Source organism: Methanooceanicella nereidis (genome assembly GCF_021023085.1).
Classification (GTDB): Archaea; Halobacteriota; Methanocellia; order Methanocellales; family Methanocellaceae; genus Methanooceanicella; species Methanooceanicella nereidis.
In genome coordinates this window covers 254,024-274,506 of the sequence record NZ_PGCK01000001.1, presented here as the reverse complement: position 1 = coordinate 274,506, position 20,483 = coordinate 254,024, and the positions used below count along the sequence as shown (strand labels likewise).

At 47.5% G+C, this 20,483-nt stretch carries 19 protein-coding genes; 15 read left to right on the top strand and 4 right to left on the bottom strand.

The features are described 5' to 3' along the window. Positions 1–73: 73 nt before the first annotated feature. Positions 74–388, bottom strand: coding sequence for a DUF4870 domain-containing protein (locus CUJ83_RS01510; RefSeq protein ID WP_230739800.1), 315 nt, complete (start codon positions 386–388; stop codon positions 74–76). Positions 389–738: 350 nt separating this feature from the next. On the opposite strand from CUJ83_RS01510, the gene CUJ83_RS01505 reads away from it, so the two are divergent. The 5 genes from CUJ83_RS01505 (at position 739) to truA (ending at position 5,116) form a co-directional block, all read left to right on the top strand. Next, positions 739–1,563 carry a F420-dependent methylenetetrahydromethanopterin dehydrogenase gene (locus CUJ83_RS01505; protein WP_230739799.1) on the top strand — a complete coding sequence of 275 codons (825 nt, stop codon included), beginning with the start codon at positions 739–741 and terminating at the stop codon, positions 1,561–1,563. Between the two features lie 89 nt (positions 1,564–1,652). Continuing rightward, complete coding sequence (locus tag CUJ83_RS01500; RefSeq protein WP_230739789.1) at positions 1,653–3,356, top strand: potassium channel family protein; 1,704 nt, start codon at positions 1,653–1,655, stop codon at positions 3,354–3,356. Between the two features lie 80 nt (positions 3,357–3,436). Then, positions 3,437–3,865, top strand: a complete 429-nt coding sequence (locus tag CUJ83_RS01495) for a phosphate-starvation-inducible PsiE family protein (RefSeq protein WP_230739781.1) — start codon at positions 3,437–3,439, stop codon at positions 3,863–3,865. A gap of 4 nt (positions 3,866–3,869) precedes the next feature. Beyond that, positions 3,870–4,307: a phosphate-starvation-inducible PsiE family protein gene (locus CUJ83_RS01490; protein ID WP_230739780.1), complete on the top strand. Its 438-nt coding sequence runs from the start codon at positions 3,870–3,872 to the stop codon at positions 4,305–4,307. A gap of 2 nt (positions 4,308–4,309) precedes the next feature. After that, positions 4,310–5,116, top strand: coding sequence for a tRNA pseudouridine(38-40) synthase TruA (gene truA / locus CUJ83_RS01485; protein ID WP_230740173.1), 807 nt, complete (start codon positions 4,310–4,312; stop codon positions 5,114–5,116). Between the two features lie 448 nt (positions 5,117–5,564). On the opposite strand, the gene surE is transcribed toward truA, so the two are convergent. Next, positions 5,565–6,368, bottom strand: a complete 804-nt coding sequence (gene surE, locus CUJ83_RS01480) for a 5'/3'-nucleotidase SurE (RefSeq protein ID WP_230739778.1) — start codon at positions 6,366–6,368, stop codon at positions 5,565–5,567. A gap of 139 nt (positions 6,369–6,507) precedes the next feature. Here surE and CUJ83_RS01475 point away from each other — a divergent pair, with 139 nt between their 5' ends. From CUJ83_RS01475 to CUJ83_RS01445, 7 genes are all read left to right on the top strand, one after another. Beyond that, on the top strand, positions 6,508–6,894 hold the full coding sequence (locus CUJ83_RS01475) for a hypothetical protein (RefSeq protein WP_230739776.1): 387 nt from the start codon (positions 6,508–6,510) through the stop codon (positions 6,892–6,894). A gap of 97 nt (positions 6,895–6,991) precedes the next feature. Further along, complete coding sequence (locus CUJ83_RS01470) at positions 6,992–7,846, top strand: ATP-grasp domain-containing protein (RefSeq protein ID WP_230739774.1); 855 nt, start codon at positions 6,992–6,994, stop codon at positions 7,844–7,846. Then, the gene (locus CUJ83_RS01465) at positions 7,843–8,817 is read left to right on the top strand and encodes a hydantoinase/oxoprolinase family protein (protein ID WP_230739773.1); all 975 of its coding nucleotides are present in this window, start codon (positions 7,843–7,845) and stop codon (positions 8,815–8,817) included. The genes CUJ83_RS01470 and CUJ83_RS01465 overlap by 4 nt, the downstream gene beginning before the upstream one ends. 17 nt (positions 8,818–8,834) lie before the next feature. Beyond that, the gene (locus CUJ83_RS01460) at positions 8,835–9,836 is read left to right on the top strand and encodes a hypothetical protein (protein ID WP_230739771.1); all 1,002 of its coding nucleotides are present in this window, start codon (positions 8,835–8,837) and stop codon (positions 9,834–9,836) included. 241 nt (positions 9,837–10,077) lie between these two features. Beyond that, positions 10,078–12,186, top strand: coding sequence for a type II/IV secretion system ATPase subunit (locus CUJ83_RS01455; RefSeq protein ID WP_230739769.1), 2,109 nt, complete (start codon positions 10,078–10,080; stop codon positions 12,184–12,186). Between the two features lie 4 nt (positions 12,187–12,190). Continuing rightward, positions 12,191–14,233, top strand: coding sequence for a type II secretion system F family protein (locus tag CUJ83_RS01450; protein ID WP_230739767.1), 2,043 nt, complete (start codon positions 12,191–12,193; stop codon positions 14,231–14,233). A 48-nt stretch (positions 14,234–14,281) separates the two neighbouring features. Continuing rightward, complete coding sequence (locus CUJ83_RS01445) at positions 14,282–15,049, top strand: RAD55 family ATPase (RefSeq protein ID WP_230739765.1); 768 nt, start codon at positions 14,282–14,284, stop codon at positions 15,047–15,049. A 58-nt stretch (positions 15,050–15,107) separates the two neighbouring features. On the opposite strand, the gene CUJ83_RS01440 is transcribed toward CUJ83_RS01445, so the two are convergent. Together CUJ83_RS01440 and CUJ83_RS01435 are read right to left on the bottom strand one after the other, a co-directional pair. Further along, positions 15,108–15,323 carry a hypothetical protein gene (locus tag CUJ83_RS01440; protein WP_230739763.1) on the bottom strand — a complete coding sequence of 72 codons (216 nt, stop codon included), beginning with the start codon at positions 15,321–15,323 and terminating at the stop codon, positions 15,108–15,110. Positions 15,324–15,525: 202 nt separating this feature from the next. Next, positions 15,526–16,179, bottom strand: a complete 654-nt coding sequence (locus tag CUJ83_RS01435) for a LysE family translocator (protein WP_230739761.1) — start codon at positions 16,177–16,179, stop codon at positions 15,526–15,528. 424 nt (positions 16,180–16,603) lie between these two features. Between CUJ83_RS01435 and CUJ83_RS01430 the strand changes: the two genes are divergently transcribed. The 3 genes from CUJ83_RS01430 (at position 16,604) to CUJ83_RS01420 (ending at position 20,473) form a co-directional block, all read left to right on the top strand. Further along, positions 16,604–17,581 (top strand): TAXI family TRAP transporter solute-binding subunit, encoded by a 978-nt coding sequence (locus tag CUJ83_RS01430; protein ID WP_230739759.1) that lies wholly within the window; start codon positions 16,604–16,606, stop codon positions 17,579–17,581. A gap of 42 nt (positions 17,582–17,623) precedes the next feature. Beyond that, on the top strand, positions 17,624–18,088 hold the full coding sequence (locus CUJ83_RS01425; protein WP_230739757.1) for a DUF1850 domain-containing protein: 465 nt from the start codon (positions 17,624–17,626) through the stop codon (positions 18,086–18,088). A gap of 168 nt (positions 18,089–18,256) precedes the next feature. Beyond that, positions 18,257–20,473, top strand: coding sequence for a TRAP transporter permease (locus CUJ83_RS01420; RefSeq protein WP_230739749.1), 2,217 nt, complete (start codon positions 18,257–18,259; stop codon positions 20,471–20,473). Positions 20,474–20,483: the final 10 nt, after the last annotated feature.

The following is a 20,483-nucleotide window of genomic DNA, read 5'->3' as shown; positions in this document are numbered from 1 at the left end:
TTTAGCATAATTAACAGGCATTGCCTTAAAATGAGAAAAAAGAAATAAAAAATTTATAATCTATTTGAAAGTTTTACGCCTTCATTAAGCTGTTCTCGACGAAGTCTGCAATATACGGAATGCGGAATTCCCTTCCTGTATATACGACATAAGCGCCGTAAAGGCTGTAAAGCCATCCGAGCAGGCCTATTATGGCACCGATGCATATTACCGATAATACCATTGCAAGAACAGTTACGATAATGCCGAATACGATTGACTGCATTGCATGGAATTTTAAGAACCTGCTGTCACCGGCTATTATCAAAATTATTATTCCTGTTAACCATGTTAAAACATATGCCAAGGCGCCCTTGAGCCTTTCATCTTCTGGAGATTGACCTACCATATAGTAATACCTCCCTAGTCTTATTGTATAATCGCTTGATATTTAATCATTTGCAAAAAAAAGTCCATTAAAGGATTTTAGTATTTTTTAACATTTGGGGTTCGCCCGGAACATAGCACCCTTTACGTACCGTACATTTTAACAATAATTAAATGCGCTGGCATGATAAAGGTAGGAATTATCACTACTATATTTAATTTACGGAATGATTCCAATTAATTTGGAATATTTACCTGTATGCCTGTAAAACCAATAAAAAAGTTTACCTGTACATGCCACTAACAGACATGGATATTTGTTTTGGCAGAAAGATATATATCGATTTTATGGCATATTGAATAAAGATTATTATGACCGTAAGAGTAGGAATCGTTAAATTAGGAAACATCGGAACCTCAAGGTTTATCGACCTGGTCCTCGATGAGCGTGCAGACAGAGACATCTACGTAAGGACAGTCGGAGCCGGCGCCAAGATGGGCGAAGCTGAGGCCGAAGAGATGAAAGCGATCCTCGACTTCAAGCCACAGTTCTGCATAGTCATCAGCCCGAACTGCACAGTACCGGGCCCGACCAAGGCAAGGGAAATGCTCAAGGAAGCAGGCATCCCGACCATCGTAGTATCCGACCCGCCCGCACTCAAGATCAAGGACGATCTCAAAGCAAAGGGCTTTGGTTACTTCATCGTCAAGTGCGACCCCATGATCGGAGCACGCAGGCAGTTCCTTGACCCGACCGAAATGGTCCTGTTCAACGCGGACGCCGTAAAGGTGCTCGCAGCCACCGGTGTCGTAAGGCTCATCCAGAAAGCTCTGGACGAGGTCATCGCAGGATACGCCGCAGGCCAGACCCCGGCTCTCCCGCAGATCGTCATCGACGACGAGAAGGCTGTCGCAGCCGCAGGCTACAAGAACCCGTACGCAGTCGCCAAGGCAAGGGCAGCGTTCGTCATGTCAGAGAAAGTCGCAGACGTAGACCTCAAGGGCTGCTTCATGCAGAAGGAGATGGACCAGTACGTCCCGACAGTCGCAACCGCCCACGAGCTGCTCAGGCACGCTGCAAAGCTCGCCGAGGAAGCAAGGGAACTCGAGAAGGCCACGGACTCTGTCCTCAGGACTCCTCACGCTGCAGACGGCAAGGTCTTATCCAAGACCGCGCTCCTGACAAAGCCAGAGTAAGACCGCTGATCGATTTATCCTATGTTATGCGTGGGTACACTCTCACGCATAATGCTTTTTTATTGTGAAGTTTAATTTATTGTTGTTATATGCATAAGATTTCAGGGATCTTTTCGAGAAGAGCGTTAAAGTCGCGTTACCTGTTGTACCCGATAGCCATAATCACCATAGTCCTTATATACGCAAGGATATTTTTACTGCTAAAAAACGATTTTAACGTACAGGACCCTGATTTTTTAACGGCGATTTACTGGGTCATCACGACCATGACAACGACCGGATTTGGCGACATCGTACCCATGACACAGGCAGGCCAGATATTTTCGACGATCGTGATAATCACAGGCATCATAATATTTTTTGCGATAGTCCTGCCATTGCTGGTAACCCCTATTATGGAAAAGTGGATAAGGTCTCCGGTCAGCAGGCTTCCTGACTGGATGAAGGAGCATGTGGTCATTTGCGGCTATAACGCACTTGTCGATTCGCTGGTAAAGGAACTGGCGTCGGAAGAAAAGCCATTCGCGGTCGTGGACGAGTCCCTGGATCACGTTCTAATGCTCCAGCGCAGGGGCTATTATGCTATACAGGGGGACCCGTCGGACGAGGATATCCTAAAAATGGCGCACATCGAGAGAGCCAGCGCAATGATAGCCAATTCGGGGGACCCAAAGAACGCGGCGATTGTATTGACCGCTTCGCAGCTATCGAAATGTTACATCGTCGCCCTTGTCGAAAACCTTGACATGGCCCATTACCTGGAGTTCGCAGGAGCCGACGTTGTCGTATCCCCTAAGAAAATGCTGGGGATCAATATCGGGGCGTCGGCGGTATCCTCCATAAATCTCGAGGTCACGAATATCGTGGACATCGGCGGCGACATGAAAATATGCAAACTGCCGATATATCCGGATAATCCCATGATAGGTAAAAAGTTGATGGATCTTGGCATAAGGGAAAGGACCGGGGCTACGATAGTCGCTGTGTTCAGGAACGGAGAATTCACGGTGAACCCGCTTCCAAAGCTGGTCATAAGAGAGTCCATGGTCCTGGTAGCCATGGGTACGATGGATCAGCTTAAGAACATCAGTACCATGGCCCGGGTAAAAAATTTTGCAAAGAAGGGGAAATGTATCATCGCAGGCTTTGGCGATGTGGGTCAGGAAGTCGCTAAACGCTTCGATGAGCGGAAAATACCCTATACGGTCATTGACATCAAGGAATATCCCGGCGTCGAACAGGTCGTGGGTAACTCCACTGACAGGGATATATTGATCAAGGCCGGCATAGAGGACGCGTTCACTCTTATCGTGACGCTTAACAACGACGACAAGAACATGCTGACTACGCTCCTGGCCAGAAACCTCAACCCTCACATCAATATCGTATCACGGGCGAACCTTGACCGATCGGTGGCTAAATTATACCGTGCCGGGGCCGATTACGTGATGTCACTTTCGACCATAGGCGGACAAATGCTCGCACGCATAGTGGAGAGCGGCGAGTTCGAGGGAGCCGTCCCTATTTCCGAGGACGTATTATTATCGCGGTTCAATGTTAAGGGATCAAAGCTGGAAGGCAAAACTATCCGGGAGTCAATGATGAGGGCACGGTCCGGATGCACGATCCTTGGCGTTATCGAGGACCATAAGTTCTACCCCAGCCCGGACCCTTCCATGAAATTAAATGAAAACATGACGATAATAGCGGTGGGGACATTAAGGCAGCTGGATACCTGCCTGGAATTGTACGATCTTAAGGAAGCCTCTGAAGAAGATGCTATTTCAAAATAACTTCCATATCGACCATATTATATATTCCCATGAACCTATATTATCTGGTGGTCTTACTGGCTAATAACCCATCTGGTTCTATGTATAATGAAACGATTGCCGGGCTGCTGGCAAAAATAGAGTCGGCCATATACCTGCTCGTAGCGCTGTTCCTTGTCATAATGGCTCTCATGTCCTTTTTTATTGTGGGAAAGGACATGGCTCAGTTCATGTTCGAGCCTTTCAGCATGAACACGCTAGTCCACGGTCTTCAAGACCTTCTTGTGACGCTTATCATAGCAGAGCTCATCCAGACCGTCATCGTGTATATCGAAAGCCACCAGCTGGACCTTAAGCTTATCCTGGGCGCGGGATTGACGGCAATGATAAGGCGTGTGCTCGTGTTCGGCGTGGAGAAGATCCCATGGGAAGAAATGGCCATAACCGCTGTTCTGATAGTGGCACTTGTAGTGGCTATATACTATATAGGAGATAAAAAGATAAGGATTGAAAGATCTTCACAAAAGTGATAATATGGCTGCATTGAAGGATCCCCGTATCGATTATATAACCGACCAGGTACTCGAGAGGGTCCAGTTTTGGATATACCTTGCTGTGACCGCGTTCCTGGTGATAATGGCACTTATTGCGTTCTATATAGTGGCCATCGACCTGTTGAATTTAATAATGCATTCTCCAAGCATCATCGGCATCGATAATGCGCTTGAAGACCTGCTGGTGATACTTATCATCGCCGCGCTTATCCAGACGCTGATAGAGTATATAAAAAGCGGACAGCTTGACCCGAGGCTTATACTCAGCGTAGGACTTACCGCGGTGATCAGGCGTGTCCTCGTTTTCGGGGCAAACCAGAGGCCGTGGGAGGACATAGTCTTAACGGCTTTGCTGTTACTGGTTCTGATAATAGGCATATATCTTATAGGCGATAAGAAGTTTACCCATGAAAAGTGACGATGATGAAGACCGCCATTAAGATAGCATATATCGGCACTGATTTTTCCGGTTCCCAGTACCAGCCTGACCGAAGGACTGTGGAGGGAGAATTAAAAAAAGGACTGGTCGAGGCCGGGACCATAAATGAAAATACCCGGGTATATCTTTCGGGAAGGACCGATGCGGGAGTACATGCATTATGCCAGGTTGCGGCGTTCGAGCCTGCCGATATAAAGCTGGCGGAGCCGAGGATCATCAACTCAAAGATGCCAAAAGACCTATGGTCTTATTCAAAGGCGGAAGTGCCCGACGGTTTCGACCCGCGGAGGGACCCGGAGAGCAGGGAGTACAGGTATATCCTGCACGCTCCCGGCCTGGATGAAGTGACGATGGCTATGTGCTCCGAAATGCTTCTCGGCACCCATGATTTTACGAACTTTGCCACACTTGAGCCGGGAAAAGACCCGGTCCGTATGGTAAAAAATATCGGGATCAGAAAGCATGGCGACTTTTTCTTTATCGACATAGAAGCCAATTCTTTTTTATGGAACATGGTCAGAAAGATAGTGAGCGTCCTGCGGATGGTGGGAAGCGGCGAGCAGCAGCCGGAATGGGTGGAGATGCTGCTTGATCCCGGCGAACACAGGGAAGGCGTTCCCGCGGCGCCTGCCGGGGGCTTATACCTTATGAAGATCAACTATCCCGGGATCGACTTCATCGATGATGAGTATGCAAAGAAACGGGCATACAGGAGGCTATCGGAATCCTTTGAATCGTATTATACGATGTCCGAAATATACCGGGAATTCCGCGATGCGATGAGATAAACACTAAGGCAACCAAGGACACGGTTTTTCACCACGAAGCGCACGAAGGCGACTAAGGTTCACTAATTGTTAACCACGAAGCGCACGAAGGCGAGTAAGGTTCACTAATTGTTAACCACTAAGCGCACGAAGGCGAGTAAGGTACACAAAATTTTTTTTAAAATATGCTAATCTTCTAAAAAAGTCCTTTGTGTTCCTTGTTCGCCTTTGTGCGCTTTGTGGTTGGAAACCGTGTCCTTGTTCGCCTTCGTGCGCTTAGTGGTTGGCAGTTTTGTGTTCCTTGTTTGCCTTTGTGCGTTTAGTGGTTGGCAGTTTTGTGTTCCTTGTTCGCCTTCGTGCGCTTAGTGGTTGGCAGTTTTGTGTTCCTTGTTCGCCTTCGTGCGCTTAGTGGTAAGTAATAACAGGCCCACGTATCATTTGCAGAAAAAAATCACAGCATCCCGGCATTTTATATATTGAAAGCGCGTCCCAGCATTTTTTTCAGCTCAACGCTTGACGAACTAGCCGTAAGGTCCAGAGACAGCGGGGTGACGGATATTTTATTCAGCTTTAAAACGGTATGCAGGTCCGTACCTTCGGGCGCATCCTCGATGATCGTGCCGTCGATCCAGTAGTATGGGCGTCCTCTCGGGTCGTGCCTGTGATGAATGCAAGTGTTATACATCTTCCTTGCCAGGCTCGTGACGACGACTTCAGTGTCCGGCATAGCCCTTGACGGAACGTTGACGTTCAGCACGTCTATGCCTTCAGGAATGGCGCCTTCGAGCACACACTTCGCCAGCCTGTTGATAACGCTCATAGTGACGGAATAATCGCGCATGTGGTCCATATCCATGAACTTGTCGCCCTCGTCCTCTACCTTCATGGACACGGCTATTGCAGGGACGTCCTGGCTTGCCGCTTCAAGTGCCGCGCCTATGGTGCCGGAGGTCGTCACAGCTTCGGTACTAAGGTTCTCACCTATGTTCACGCCTGATATCACAAGGTCGGGTTTTTTGTCCATGATAGTGAACATGCCCAGAAGTACTGCATCGGTGGGCCTGCCGCTAACGCCATAGGCCAGGATCCCATTCGTGGTGTGCTTGGATATCCTGAGGGGCTCGAAAAGCGTCATAGAGCGTCCGACGGCGCTCTGCTGTGTCGCAGGCGCGACTATCGTGACCTCCCCAAGGCCCTTAACGGCCTCGTAGGCTGCATAGAGCCCGGAAGAGTTGACCCCGTCATCGTTTGTGATAAGGATCCTGTATGTCATTGGAATCATATTGTAGTCCTAAAGGATATATTATTATCGAGATCATAAGGTAACGCGGTCTACAGGGGCTTGAGTAGATAAGGTATATATATTAGCTGATTTTATGAAATAGCAGCATATCTTTTAGAGGGGATATAGCATGCGATGTATCAACCACCCCGAAAGAGGCGCCATCGGGACGTGTTCCAGATGCGGCAGGCCGATTTGCGGAGAATGTAACGTCCTGGTAGGTAACAGGTTTACCTGTAAAAACTGTGCGAGCTTGATGGCTAAGGCGTCCTGTGCGCCGACAAGTAGAAGGGAGCCTATACTTGCCCTTGTCCTGTCTTTCTTATTGCCCGGACTTGGCCAGATCTATAACGGAGATACTAACCGCGGGATACTTTTTGTGATAGGCACGCTCATGGCATGGCTTTTGACATCCGTATGCATTGGCATCTTCATATTTCTGGGATTATGGGTATATGCCATGTACGATGCGTACCTGACGGCAGAAAAAATAAACCGCGGCATACGGTACTATTAAGTTTATCGGAAGCAAGCGGACAAAACGGTCCCTTATTTTATTATATTCCTTAACCCAAAATCTATTATACCTGATAGCCATCTAATCTGAGGTCATTATGAAAATATTACTGGCGGAGTATTCGGTTTGCACGGGCATGGAGGGGGCCATCCAAAAAGAAGGCCGTGCAATGCTGAACACGCTTAAAAGCTCATTTGAGAAGGCAGGATGCAGCGTTCTCATACCGGACGATTTTGAGGACGATCTTGAAAGGCAGTCCCGGGAATGTGACTGCGGCCTTGTGATAGCCCCGGACGACATACTCGAGGGATACACTAAGGTAATTGAAGAGAACTGCATAAATCTTGGATGCCCTTCGTCTGTCATAAGATTATGCGCGGATAAGCTGGAGACTACGGAGACACTTATCCATAACGGGATACCCGCGCCACGAATAGTCAGGGAGGAAGGCGTTAAGTGTGTGGTAAAGCCAAGATATGGGTGCGCATCAGAAGGCGTATACCTATCGGAGAGTCCGTCGGAAAAGGAAGGTTGCATATCGACGGAATACATTGAAGGCGACCATATGAGCGTTTCTCTCATTGGCGGAAGCACGATGCTACCGCTAACCCTGAACCGGCAATTCATAGATTTTAAAGATACTATCGAATATAACGGGAACGAGACCCCTTATGCTCATCCCGGAAAAGATGAAATATTCAGTATAGCGATGAAAGCCGGCCATATGCTGGGCTGCCGGGGGCTTTTTGGCGTCGATATCGTCTACGGCGATAAGCCATATGTCGTCGATGTCAACCCGAGGCCTACGACTGCCGTGCTTTGCATATCCCGGGTGATGGATGAGAATATCGCGGATCTGATACTCAGGGCGCGATTCGGGATATTGCCTAAAAAAGTAAACGTGACGGGGCACTGCTCGTTCACAAAACGTGACCTGGAGAATTTACGATGATACTTGGAATTGATATTGGCGGAGCGAACACAAAGGCAGCGTCTTCTGATGGAAAATTCACCATGTCTAAATACCTTCCGCTCTGGAAGGAAGCAGACCTTGAAGGCACGCTGCGATCGATAAAGGAAGCTGCCGGGGACATCGATGCCGTTGGCGTGGCAATAACCGGAGAGCTTGCAGATTGCTATCCTACGAAAAAAGAAGGCATAGAACATATTTCAAGCGTAGTAAAAAAAGTATTCAAGAACGCGGTCTTTTATGGCAGTGACGGTAAGTTTTACCGGGATACGCCGGACCATAAGCTATTCTCGGCCGCGAACTGGGTGGCGTCAGCCAGATATGTCGGTATGGTCCATAAAGACATTCTTTTCATAGACATCGGAAGTACTACTACGGACATCATCCCTGTTGTAGGCAGCCTGCCAGCGGCAGGTATGACAGATTTCCAGCGGCTGGCGCATAACGAGCTTATCTACGCAGGAGCCCTGAGGACCAACATAGCGGCATTGCTGCAGCGTGTCAATATAAAGGATATGGACGTAAGAACGTCCTCCGAGCTTTTTGCTATAACCGGCGACGCATATCTTTTACTGGAGCGCATAACTCCGGAAGAGTATACCTGCGACACTCCCGACTGCGGAAGCAAGGATAGCAAAGGCGCTGCATTGAGGCTCGCAAGGGTGGTGTGCTGTGACCTTGAAGAGCTTGATATGGGTGATGTGATGGATATCGCACGACAGGTCCATACGTATCAGGTCGATACGCTAAAAGAAGCGGTCGATGAACTTGTAAAGCTCCACGGGCTCAATAAGGCCATAATTTGTGGCCAGGGGTCATTCATCGCAAAGGATGCGCTTCTTGGAATGCATATCCCGTTCACGATGCTATCTGCGGAGTACGGGGATGAGATATCTAAAGTATTCCCTGCATATGCGGTCGCCAGGCTGCTCGGGAATACTGTTCAGGATTGATCATGGTCGTGGTAAAAATGGTAAAAAGGATCGAGATCATTTTAACAGTTATTGTCTTAGCGGCAATATTATCAGTATCTGGCTGCGCTGGCGAGAAAAAACTTGGAGAAGTGCTCTACGGAAAGGACGTATTTGAACCTTCCGGTTTCAGCATGGCAAGATATACCCTTACGGTCAACGAAAGCGGAGACATCACGCAAAAGCCTCTTATGGTACTGACCGGCATGCATGAGACGGACGGAGACCGCCTGAGCACTATAGAGCTTATCGAGAACGGCTCTTCGAGAACTGACATTTGGCTGAATAAACCGCGCACCATGACGAATAAGATGGTTATCTCCGACGTCCGTAAAAATCTAATGAAGATCGACGAGATAAGCGTTCCGTTCAACCTGACGGTCATGGATACGGCATGGAACACCCTGGAAGCAGAATATAGGTTCATCCAGAACGTAGATGTCACCACTCCAGCCGGTTCTTTCAAGGACTGCTCGATGTATGGCGCTTCAAAGACGATGAGATACGGGGATAAGGAGTACACTGTCAACGTATTCTATATCATGCACCCGTCATGCCCTGTCCCGGTAAAGTATGAGGTCGACAGCGCTCAGGGCTCAGAGGTCTATGAGCTACAAAGCGTTTACGGTCCTGACGATATTAACAGTTCCCCCGAAAGGGCCGTTCAAAGCTACTTTGATGACCTTGACGCCGGAGACTTTAAAAAGGCGGCCGACCTGGTCGTGATGTCTGACAGCGGCGGAAAATACGTGCCTCTCGATAAGGCCGGCAGAGATCAGCTGAGCATGAACATGGCAAATACCTATGGAGAGAAAGGTGAAAAGATGCACGTACAGTATGTGTACGTCGACGAGGTTACCATGTCCGATATTAGCGGTACCACTATCGCAACCGTTCACTGGAGCAGTTCTCAATACGAGAGGTATCCTATTAAGGTCTATAATATCGAAGGCTACTTTAAACTGGCATTGCTGGATGATAGGTGGTATATAATAGCATAATTTTTTAATCTTTTTTTCTTTATTTTAAAATATACATTAATCAATAAAATAAAAACAAATTTTGTAGTAATCGGCAGTAAGTTTATATATTCAAAAGTTTTAGATAGATAAAGTTACGATGCCTGCTTAATTGTGGGCTGTCCAGACGATTCTAATTTAACGCGTGGGGGCGACTGGGCGTTCGTAATCCAACTCGGCTTGTTGATGAACACACTGGTAAGCCTTAATGGGAGAGGTAAACGTGACGGAATCGGAAAATAATGACCTGAATATCAACCTCCACGACGAAGATCGAAAAAATTTTTATGGGCTTCTTAAGAAAAAGCAGACAGAGAAAGAAAATGAACAGAGATCGCAGGTAGCGACAGAGCCCATCACAACGTCGGTCGGGGATTCAGTAGACGGCGCTAAAAAAAGTCCGGGACAGGGCCCTGAAAAACTTGATAAGGATGATACTGAGAAAGTAGTATCAGATATTGACAGCCCAGCCGCAGAGACTCCGGTCTCGGTAAACGACGAGCCTGAAGCGCTTAAAAGTATTTTCAAAAAGACAGCTATGTTCGAGGCCGCGCAGCAGGAAACTACCACGGCCACAGAGAGCTTTATTAAAGACATCGGGCTGAAAGGTACTTTATCTCACTCCACAGAGGTTCCGGGAGAGTCTATCGTATCACCCTCATCTTCGTCAAAGTCGGAAGAAGATATTATTAACGAGTTCAATGCACTGCTTAACAAGGGCACCTCGACTGAACAGAAAGAGACTGCCATCGATGCGCAGACAGGCATTTCGAAAGTAAAGGACAAGAAGAAAATTAAAAAGACAATAGAGTTCGAGCCGTACAATCCGGATAAACACGGGCCTATGTCTGTATTTCCGGGAGTCGCCGGATATGAGGAGATCGAACGCTACTGGGTCATCGAACCGTACTCCTTCATAGTCATCCTTTACAACGAGCAGACAAACAATTATCTCTATTATGTAGTCGAACCATCATTAACTGTATTTGAAAAAGAGCTGCTTGAAGAAGTCTACGAGCGTCTGCAGGACGTTCTAGTGCTTGAGGACCTCGACACAAAGACCGATAAGAAGGAACTGTTGAAACTAAAGACCACAGAGGTCATCAACGACTATATCGGCAAGATCGACACTAAATCATATCATAAGATCCTTTATTATATCCAGAGAGATTATCTGGAGTTCGGCAAGATCAATGCCATAATGCACGATAACTTCATAGAGGATATCTCCAACAACGGGTTTGATACACCGGTATTCCTTTATCATAAGAACTACGAGAACATCATGACGAACATCACGTTCTCGGAAAAACAGCTTGACTCATTTGTCATAAAATTAGCCCAGCGCTGCGGAAAGCATATTTCCATCGCTGAGCCGATGGTGGATGCGACGATGCCGGACGGTTCCCGTATCCAGATGACCCTGGGTAAGGAGATCACGACCAGGGGAAGCACGTTCACCATCCGTAAGTTCAAGGATATACCCATAACGCCGATCGACCTTATCGCGTGGAACACGTTCTCGTCGGAGACCATGGCCTATATGTGGATATGTATAGAGAATAACAAGAGCCTGATATTCTCTGGAGGAACGGCTTCGGGTAAGACGTCGTCCCTTAACGCGGTAGCGTTGTTCATACCGCCTAAGGCAAAGGTCATCTCTCTCGAAGATACAAGAGAGCTAAAACTGCCTCACCAGAACTGGATCCCGGGACTTACCAGGGATTCATTCACTGCGGACGGCAAAGGCGCGATAGAGATGTTCGCGCTGCTTAAAGCAGCTTTGAGACAGCGTCCCGAATACCTGCTCGTGGGTGAGGTCAGAGGTAAGGAAGCGCTTACATTATTCCAGGCGATGTCCACGGGCCACACCACGTTCTCGACAATGCACGCCGACTCGGTAGAATCGGCCATCCACCGTCTTGAGAACCCGCCCATAAGCGTACCCCGTACCATGATCACGGCGCTCAATATCATCAGCATTCAGTCGCAGACATATCTCAGGAACAAGCGTGTCAGGCGTAACATGAAGCTTGTGGAGATCCACGACATCGACCCGAATACGAGGAACATACGGACCAACGATATTTATGTATGGAACTCCGGGACGGACAGGTTCGACAGGGTCGGAGAGTCCAGGATGCTCGCGGAGATCGCACAAAGAAGGGCATGGTCCAGAAAAGACCTGAGCACCGAAGTGTTACGAAGGCAGCGCGTGCTGGAGTATATGGTCAAGAACAATATACGTGACTTCAAGCAGGTCAGCGCTATCATTCAGGCATACAGCGTAAGGCCGGACAGAGTTCTTGAAAAGCTTGGCATAAGGGACTGAAACTATGGACCAGATAAGCACCATCGCACACACTATATTTGGCGGGGAAGTAAAAAAGCGTAAGGAGAAGTTCTATAACCTTCAAAAACAGCTCAGGCAGGCACGTATGTCTCAATCGTATGAGGTATATGTGTCGATGGCTTACCTCGTCTCAATCATAATCGGGTTCATCGGGGCGATAGTAGGCGTCTTGCTTGCCTTCCTGGTGCTCAGGATGGTAGATGCGCAGGGCAATTTTACTAATATCCACCTTCCGGATACTTTAGCGTTCCTTACGCCATTTACGGACATCATTGTCATAATATTTGGCATGGCCTTGATGTCGCTTATAGGCTATTTCGTGACCTATTCCATCGTAATGCTCATCCCCTCGTTCAACGCGAGCGAGCGTAAGACCAAGATAAATAAATCCTTACCGTACGCGGTCACGTTCATGTACGCATTATCCAAAGGCGGCATGGACGTCATCAGCATTCTCAGGTCCCTTCAGGAAGCTGAGAACACCTACGGGGAAGTTTCCAAAGAGGTCGGCCTGATCATAAGGGACATGGACTACTTCGGCAGCGACCTTCGTACGGCGATACTTAACTGTATAGGCCAGACTCCTTCAGATATGCTTCAGGACCTGCTGTCGAATCTATTATCTGTCATAGACAGTGGTGGAGACGCTACTGTATATCTTCAGGGTAAGACCGACCAGTACCTACAGCGTGTCATGCAGGACCAGAAGTCATTCCTTGAGATCCTCGGACTTATCGCAGAGTCGTACGTGACTGCGTTCGTCGCAGGACCGTTATTCATTATAATCATGTCCTCTGTCATGACCATCATGAACGGAGGCAGCCCTGTCATCCTGTATGCTATCGTATATGCCGTGCTGCCCATCGGTTCGGTAATGTTCGTCGTCCTTATCAGTATGCTAACGCCGACGGACGACGAGTCCCCTAAAAAGTTCGAGATACCCATAATAAATTCTTATGATAGTGTGCCCATAGAGGAATCAGGGGTAACCGAGAAGCAGCAGCAAAAGCTGATACAGGATCTTAGGGAATCAAAGAAAAAGCTTAAGTTCAAGGAATTCACGTCAAACCCTCTGGGCCCGATAAAGAACGACCCGACGTTATCGCTATTGATCAGCGTTCCTGTGGCTTTAATAATCATATCTGTCCTGATACTGCTGACATTCTCGAACATGACGGATGCGTTCCAGCAGGTATCGAGCATGCAGACAAAGATCGGCAACGGATTGATGAAAGATCCCGGAGACCCGCTGGTATTATATGGACCTATCATCGGGTATTTTGACGATTTCCTCATATTCTTCATATTACTGGTGATAACACCGCTCTCGTTATTCTATGAACGAAAAGAAAGGCGTGCGAAGAGGATCGCCAGTGAAATGCCGGACTTCCTTAAAAAGCTTGCATCGACGAACGAGACAGGTATGACGCTGACGCAGTCCCTTAACCTTATTTCGAACTCGAACTTCGGCACATTGAGCTCAGAAGTTAAAAAGGTATGGCGTGATATGCAATGGGGCACAGATGTCAATACTGCCATGAAGAGATTCGCGAACTCGCTAAAGACGAGCATGTCGACCAGGGTCATGACCCTTATCACAAAGGCCAGCGAATCCAGCGGAGACATCAAAGATGTGCTTAACGTTGCTGCCAATGACGCGAAAATAGGCGAACAGATAAGGAGGGAGCGTTTTGACGGGATGCTTATCTATGTGGTGATCATATTCATCTCGTTCTGCGTGTTCATCTATTGTGTCTACACGCTTACGTCCAGCTTTATCCCGGTCATGGCATCAGCCGCTGATAACAGCGCTGCCAGCTCATCCGCAGCGACCGCAGGAGCTACCTTCATACAACAGTTCAATCCGGAAGATTATGTGAGGCTTTTCTTCCATGCGGCCATCATTCAAGGGCTGTGTGCGGGAATGCTTGCAGGCCAGATGGGTGAAGGTAAATGGATGTCAGGCCTTAAATACGCGATAATCATGACCGTTATTGCCTATGTGATGTTCACCATTTTTATCTGACCATGGTGGAAAAAGAGAAAAAGACTTACACATGCGAAGAGAATAACCATGGCTGAAGAATTGATGAATGAGCATAACAATTTTGATACAGAAGGCACAGGCGTAGATAGCCATGATCTGTTCGGTAATAAGCTTGCCACGGGCATAGACATACTGGACAGGAGCCTTAACGGTGGTATACCGAAAGGCTCTCTTGTTTATTTTGGTGCCGACCCGAAGTCGATGCCTGACGTATTCCTTTATGAGCTTACGACACCGCGTAAGACCTTTTACGTGACGACCGAAAAGAGCCCACGGATCATAACCAGGAACCTGGATGAGCTGAATTTCTCCGCGGAAAACCTCGAATTTATCGACCTGCATGATGAGTATTATAACAATATATTGCTTACAGCAACCGATAGCTCCGATGCTGCCAGGAAAGTGATCGAGTTCATCGACGGGAAGCTAGACTATATCTACGGAAGCGGCCAGAACGGCTATACGTTAATCTTTGACCATTTCACGTTCTTTATTGAACTGGGCATCGATTTTAACTTTATCAAGAGGCTTATGGATAAGATCTATGACCTTATAGGCCAGAGTAACAGTACCTGTTACCTTCTGCTGCTAAAAGGCGTTCATAACGATCGGATAGAAAGCCTGTTGCAGAGCAATTGCGATGTCGTGTTCGACGTCGAAATGGAGCGTAAAGGCGATAAGATAGTCAATAAGCTCTCCATACCAAAGATACGCGGGCTTACACCGATCACTGATTATATCAAGTTCAAGGTAAGCGACCGCATCTATATCGATACCTCCAGGGACATCGCGTAAGACTCGATGTCACCTATCATTTTTGTATCATCTTTTACGTTATCCTGCGAACATCCGATCATTTTTTATCCGGATGGACGTTCTTACGTTCTTTTTCGTGTTTTAGATCCGCGTCTATGGTCTTTATGGCTGAAGCAATGCCTGCAAGAAGTGCCATTGAGGATAGCATCATCGCAATATTCTCCGGGACACCCACATAGGTTGATCCGGGTAATATCAGGATACTGCATATTATCAGGCTTAAACATGCTATGAGCAGTTCTCTGGATCTCATGGTTCAGGCATTCGTGATGTACTACTAAAAAGATTGTCAAGAGTTAAAACGACTTAGCCCTGGGATATCCCGAACTACTTAGGAAATCCGCATTCCTTTTGGCGAATCAATAATGACATGCCGGTACTTATCGGCATGCACAATATGATAAATTGCGCCTAAAAAAGAATTAATTGCCTTATGCCCCGCTACTGTTCCGGTCTTATATGAACGTGCCATATCCGCGGTAGAATAGCAGCGCAGCGAATACTATCATCATCAGCGCACAAAGCAGTGACATGATCTTCATAGCCTTTTCATCCATGAACTTCCTGCTCGCGGAGCCGACCATGCCGACAATCGCATACCATATCAGGCATGCTCCGGCTATTCCTGTGAACATCGATATAAGCTCTAGAAGTCCTGTACTAAAAAGATCAGCGGCAAGAGAACTGGCAAATACTCCTGTCCACCATATCAGCGCGAACGGGCTTGTTATACATATCGAGAACCCCGATATGAACGAGGACATCTCTCCGTTGCCTTTCCCTTTTCCGTTGCCATTCCTGATCTCGACCTTATAGTTGCCTTTTCCAGCCAGGACTCTGTATATTCCCCTGATACCCAGGAATAGCAGTAAAGCACAGCCCGAAACCCACATAAAGAGCTTTCCAGTCGGGTTATTTATCAGCTGTACTATGCCGATGACTATAAGGGTGAAGTATATTGCGTCTGCGGCGACAGCTCCCATGTTCGCTTTTAATGATGAAAAGAACCCTTCTATGACACCCCGCCTTAACACCTCGAAGGTTATAGGGCCGGGAGGTACAGCATGTGTCAGCCCGATAATAAAGCCTGCCGCCAATAACTCGAACATACGGATTTCAAGATATTCTCAAGTTATATAAAACTTTATTCGGAAGACCATAGGTGGTAGAAAAGAATATTTTCATTTCCGTGTCAGTACGACACATACTGTCTTAGCAAAAAAACTTTTTTTACATTATAGTCTTTAGGTATACAAGGGCCTTGTATGTCAGTATGACGGCCCTGCATGAAAAATAAGCCGATGATTTTAACCTTTTATTCAAATTTTGTATATTGCCATATAAAATATTCATTCGTATATCCATCCGCCCGTTATTTTAAAGGGCTGTATTGTCGTGTTTTCTTCTGACGAGTGCTACCATATAACATCGTATACAAAATTTTATATCAAGTAAGTACATACGTTGTACATCAACGAACATCATTTCAAGCACTTATTAAATAGCTTGTAAGATCGTTCAGGGAGGGTTACAATGTTTAAGATCGATAGATCTATGAAGATTTTATTAGTCATATCGATGCTGTTAGTGTCGATGTGCGCTTTAGGCTGCACCCAGCCGGAAACGGAAACGAAGCAATACACCATTGCCACCGGCGGAACTGCGGGAACATACTACCCCATAGGCGGAGGTATCGCACAGACCGTTAACAACGCAAGCCTCGGTTTCATCCTGAGTGTGGAATCTACCGGTGCTTCAGTCGCGAACTGCAGGCTCGTCAATGACAAGGAAGCTGACTTTGCCACAGTGCAGAACGATGTCGCATACTCTGCTATCAATGGGCAGAGAGACTTTGCCGCCGGCAAGCTCGAGAATCTCCAGGGTGTCGCATGTCTGTACCCGGAGACCATCCAGGTCATAGTCCTCAAGGACTCCGGCATAAAGAGCATAGGTGACCTGAAAGGTAAGAGAGTCGTCGTTGGTGACAAGGGAAGCGGCTCCGAGTTCAACGCGCTGGAGATCCTCGCTGCATACGGCCTTACAAAGGATGACATAGTCGTGGACAACTCCAAGCTTTCACAGGCAGCCGAGCTCTTAAAGAACGGACAGGCAGACGCAGCATTCTGGACTGGCGGTGCCCCGACGGCAGCCATATCCGAGCTTGCGACCACCCATGACATATACATCGTACCAATAAGCGGCGAAGCAAGGGACAAGCTTATGGCAGAGTCCCCGTTCTACGCGACCGAGACCCTCAAAGCAGGCACTTACAACAACCTTAACGAGGACATCGAGACCGTAAGCGTTATGGCAATGCTCATCGCGAACAAGGATATACCCGCTGATGACGTATACAACCTGCTGAAGGCTATGTACGACCCGAACGCGCCGTTAAAGAACGCCCATGCGATGGCTTCAAAGATCACGACCGAGACGGCACTCAAGGGAATGTCCATACCACTCCACCCGGGAGCACAGAAGTACTTTGATGAGAAAGGGATAAAGGCATAATGCCTTTTCCTCTTTTTTATGTTTAAAAAACATATTTTTTTAATGCTGGTGCTATCAGCTTTACTTGTTTCTTTCCTGCCTACCGGCATGGTCGCGGTCGTAAAAGAAAAAGATGGTAGCGTTATCCTTTACGAGCCTGTAAAGCCCGGCGATGTCATCCTGGTCGGGTTTACTCATTCGGTAGAAAAGGTGCCTGATATCGAGTACTTTGAGGTTGGGCGGGATCGTAAGTTACTCTTGACCCGGACAATATATGGCTCGATGGGGGCGGGATTACCTTCCGACGATACGTTCAATGTCACGTATGATGGGAACGGCTATTTTTTAATAGACAATATCAATAAAACGTTTGACAGTATCAGCTATATGACTGGCGATATACCAAAGCATTATATTATTATTCATGAAAATAAATATCCCATATATTCACTTATTCCGGAAGGAAAACAATTTATTTTAACTATTGAGCAAAATTACGCTCTTAAATCCTTGCTTTCAAGCATTTGATTTGATTATTAGCGGCTATTTTCGTTTTACAAAAGATTTATATGCTATTGGTTACTTTTTACTAATAATTTCCATCGTTTGCCCGTATACAACTTCAATTGATATGATATAGCATAACAATGATGTATATCTGGCTGATCCTACAAGTTACAGGGGTTTTTAGATAATATGAGCGATCAAGAAGCCAAGCTGGATTATTCGGAGATAGACGAGCTGGAAGCGAAATACTCTAATTTCCGTAGCCTTGGAGAATGGGCTTTACTGGTAGTTTCTGCTTTCGCGATAATATCTTCTCTTTATCATTTATACGCGGCGTGGCATATGCCAAAATATCAGCTTCATCTTTCGATGCACCTGATGTTCATGCTCGTGCTCGCGTTCTCTATTTACCCGATATCGAAGAAAGTCCTCAGCGGAAAACGGTCAATGGACCGGATCCCTGTATATGACCTGGCGTTCGCTGCCCTGAGCGCATTTGTATGTCTTTACTGGATCTATGACTACGATAACATCATCATGAGGGCCGGCATCGAGACCGACCTGGACCTGCTTGTCGGAGCGATAGGCATATTGCTCGTCCTTGAGGCCACGAGGCGTACCGTGGGCGTAGCACTGAGCATATTATCGGGCCTTTTCCTTCTATACGCGTACGTAGGTCCTTACCTTCCAGGTATTTTCGCCCATAGGGGATATAGCTTTGAAAGGATCATCTCTCACATATGGTATACCGACCAGGGCGTGTTCGGCGTACCGCTCTACATATCAGCGACTTATGTCATAGTTTTCATACTGTTCGGAGCGTTCTTGAAACACTCCGGTGCAGGAGAGTTTTTCATAAATCTTGCATACGGCCTTACCGGCTACCGGAAAGGAGGCCCTGCCAAGACCGCCATCCTGGCATCAGGATTTTTAGGCATGATAAACGGCAGCTCGATAGCCAATACAGTAACCACCGGAGTATTTACGATACCTTTGATGAAAAAGGCCGGTTACAGGAAAGAATTTGCCGGGGGAATGGAAGCAGCATCCTCGACCGGAGGCCAGATCATGCCTCCAGTCATGGGGGCCGCGGCTTTCATAATGGTCGAGTTCACCGGGATAGGATATAACAATATTATCGTTTCAGCCGCGATACCAGCATTCGCGTTCTTCTTCGGGCTCTGGATCATGGCCCACCTTGAGGCAGGCAAAGCCGGGCTGAAGTCAGTGCCTAAGTCCGAGCTTCCTGACGTCCGGGAACTCATGAGGACCAGGGGATACATGTGCATCCCTGTCATATTACTATTGGTCCTATTACTCTTCGTTAAGCTCACAATAATGTATTCAGCCTTCTTCAGCCTGCTCGCTGTTATATTATGCAGCTATATCCCTGACCTGTGGAGGCTGTTAAAAGAGAGGCGCTACATTGATGTGTCCGCATTTATAATACCGTTCCCTGTCGTATACTTACTATCAAGGGCGGCCATAAACGCCTCGAACATGGATGCCATATTCTATGGCTCCCTGGTGACAATACTTTTTGTCCTTGCGGTTAACTTCGTACGTAAAGACCTCATCGTCGAAGGCATGTACCTGAAAGATTTCAAAGGTGCGCTTGAAGACGGTACAAAGAGCTCTTTAGGCGTCGCACTCGCATGCGGCAGCGCGGGGATCATATCGGGCATCGCTACGCTGACCGGGCTCGGCCTTAAAATAGCGGCCCTGGTAGGTTCGATCTCCGGCGGAGTGCTTTTCATAGCCCTTATCCTTACGGTTATCGCATGCATCATACTTGGAATGGGCCTTCCGACGACCGCGACCTATATCGTCCTGGTCACGATGGCAGCCCCGGCCATACTTGGTATGAGCCTTCCTGACGGGTCTATCATACCTGTGCTGGCAGTCCACATGTTCGTCCTTTACTATGGTGTGGTCGCGGATATCACTCCGCCCGTCGCACTGGCTGCTTACGCTGCGTCCGGAATATCTAACTCCAACCAGTTCTGGACCGGTATCGAGGCTTTTAAGATATCGCTGAATAAATTCTTCGTGCCGTTCGCGTTCATATACTCGCCGGCGATACTGCTGCTCGGCATCGACTGGAACGACCCGTGGTCGATAGGCTCAGCACTGTTCGATATTGCCACCGTGTTCGTTGGTATAATCTGTCTGCAGGCAGCATTATCCGGATACCTGTTCACCCATACGAAGACGATAGAACGAATTATCCTGTTCGTTGCGGCACTTTCGCTGATATTCCCCAACATCCCGGGAGCTGTCTTCGGAGTGACAGTGCTGATAACAGTGGCCATCCTGCATAAGGCAAGGATACTTTCGGGCCCTGAAGGCAGCACAATGGACGGTATCAAGAAGATGATGTCCAGCATGACCGTTTTCAACAAATAGTCGTGGCTGA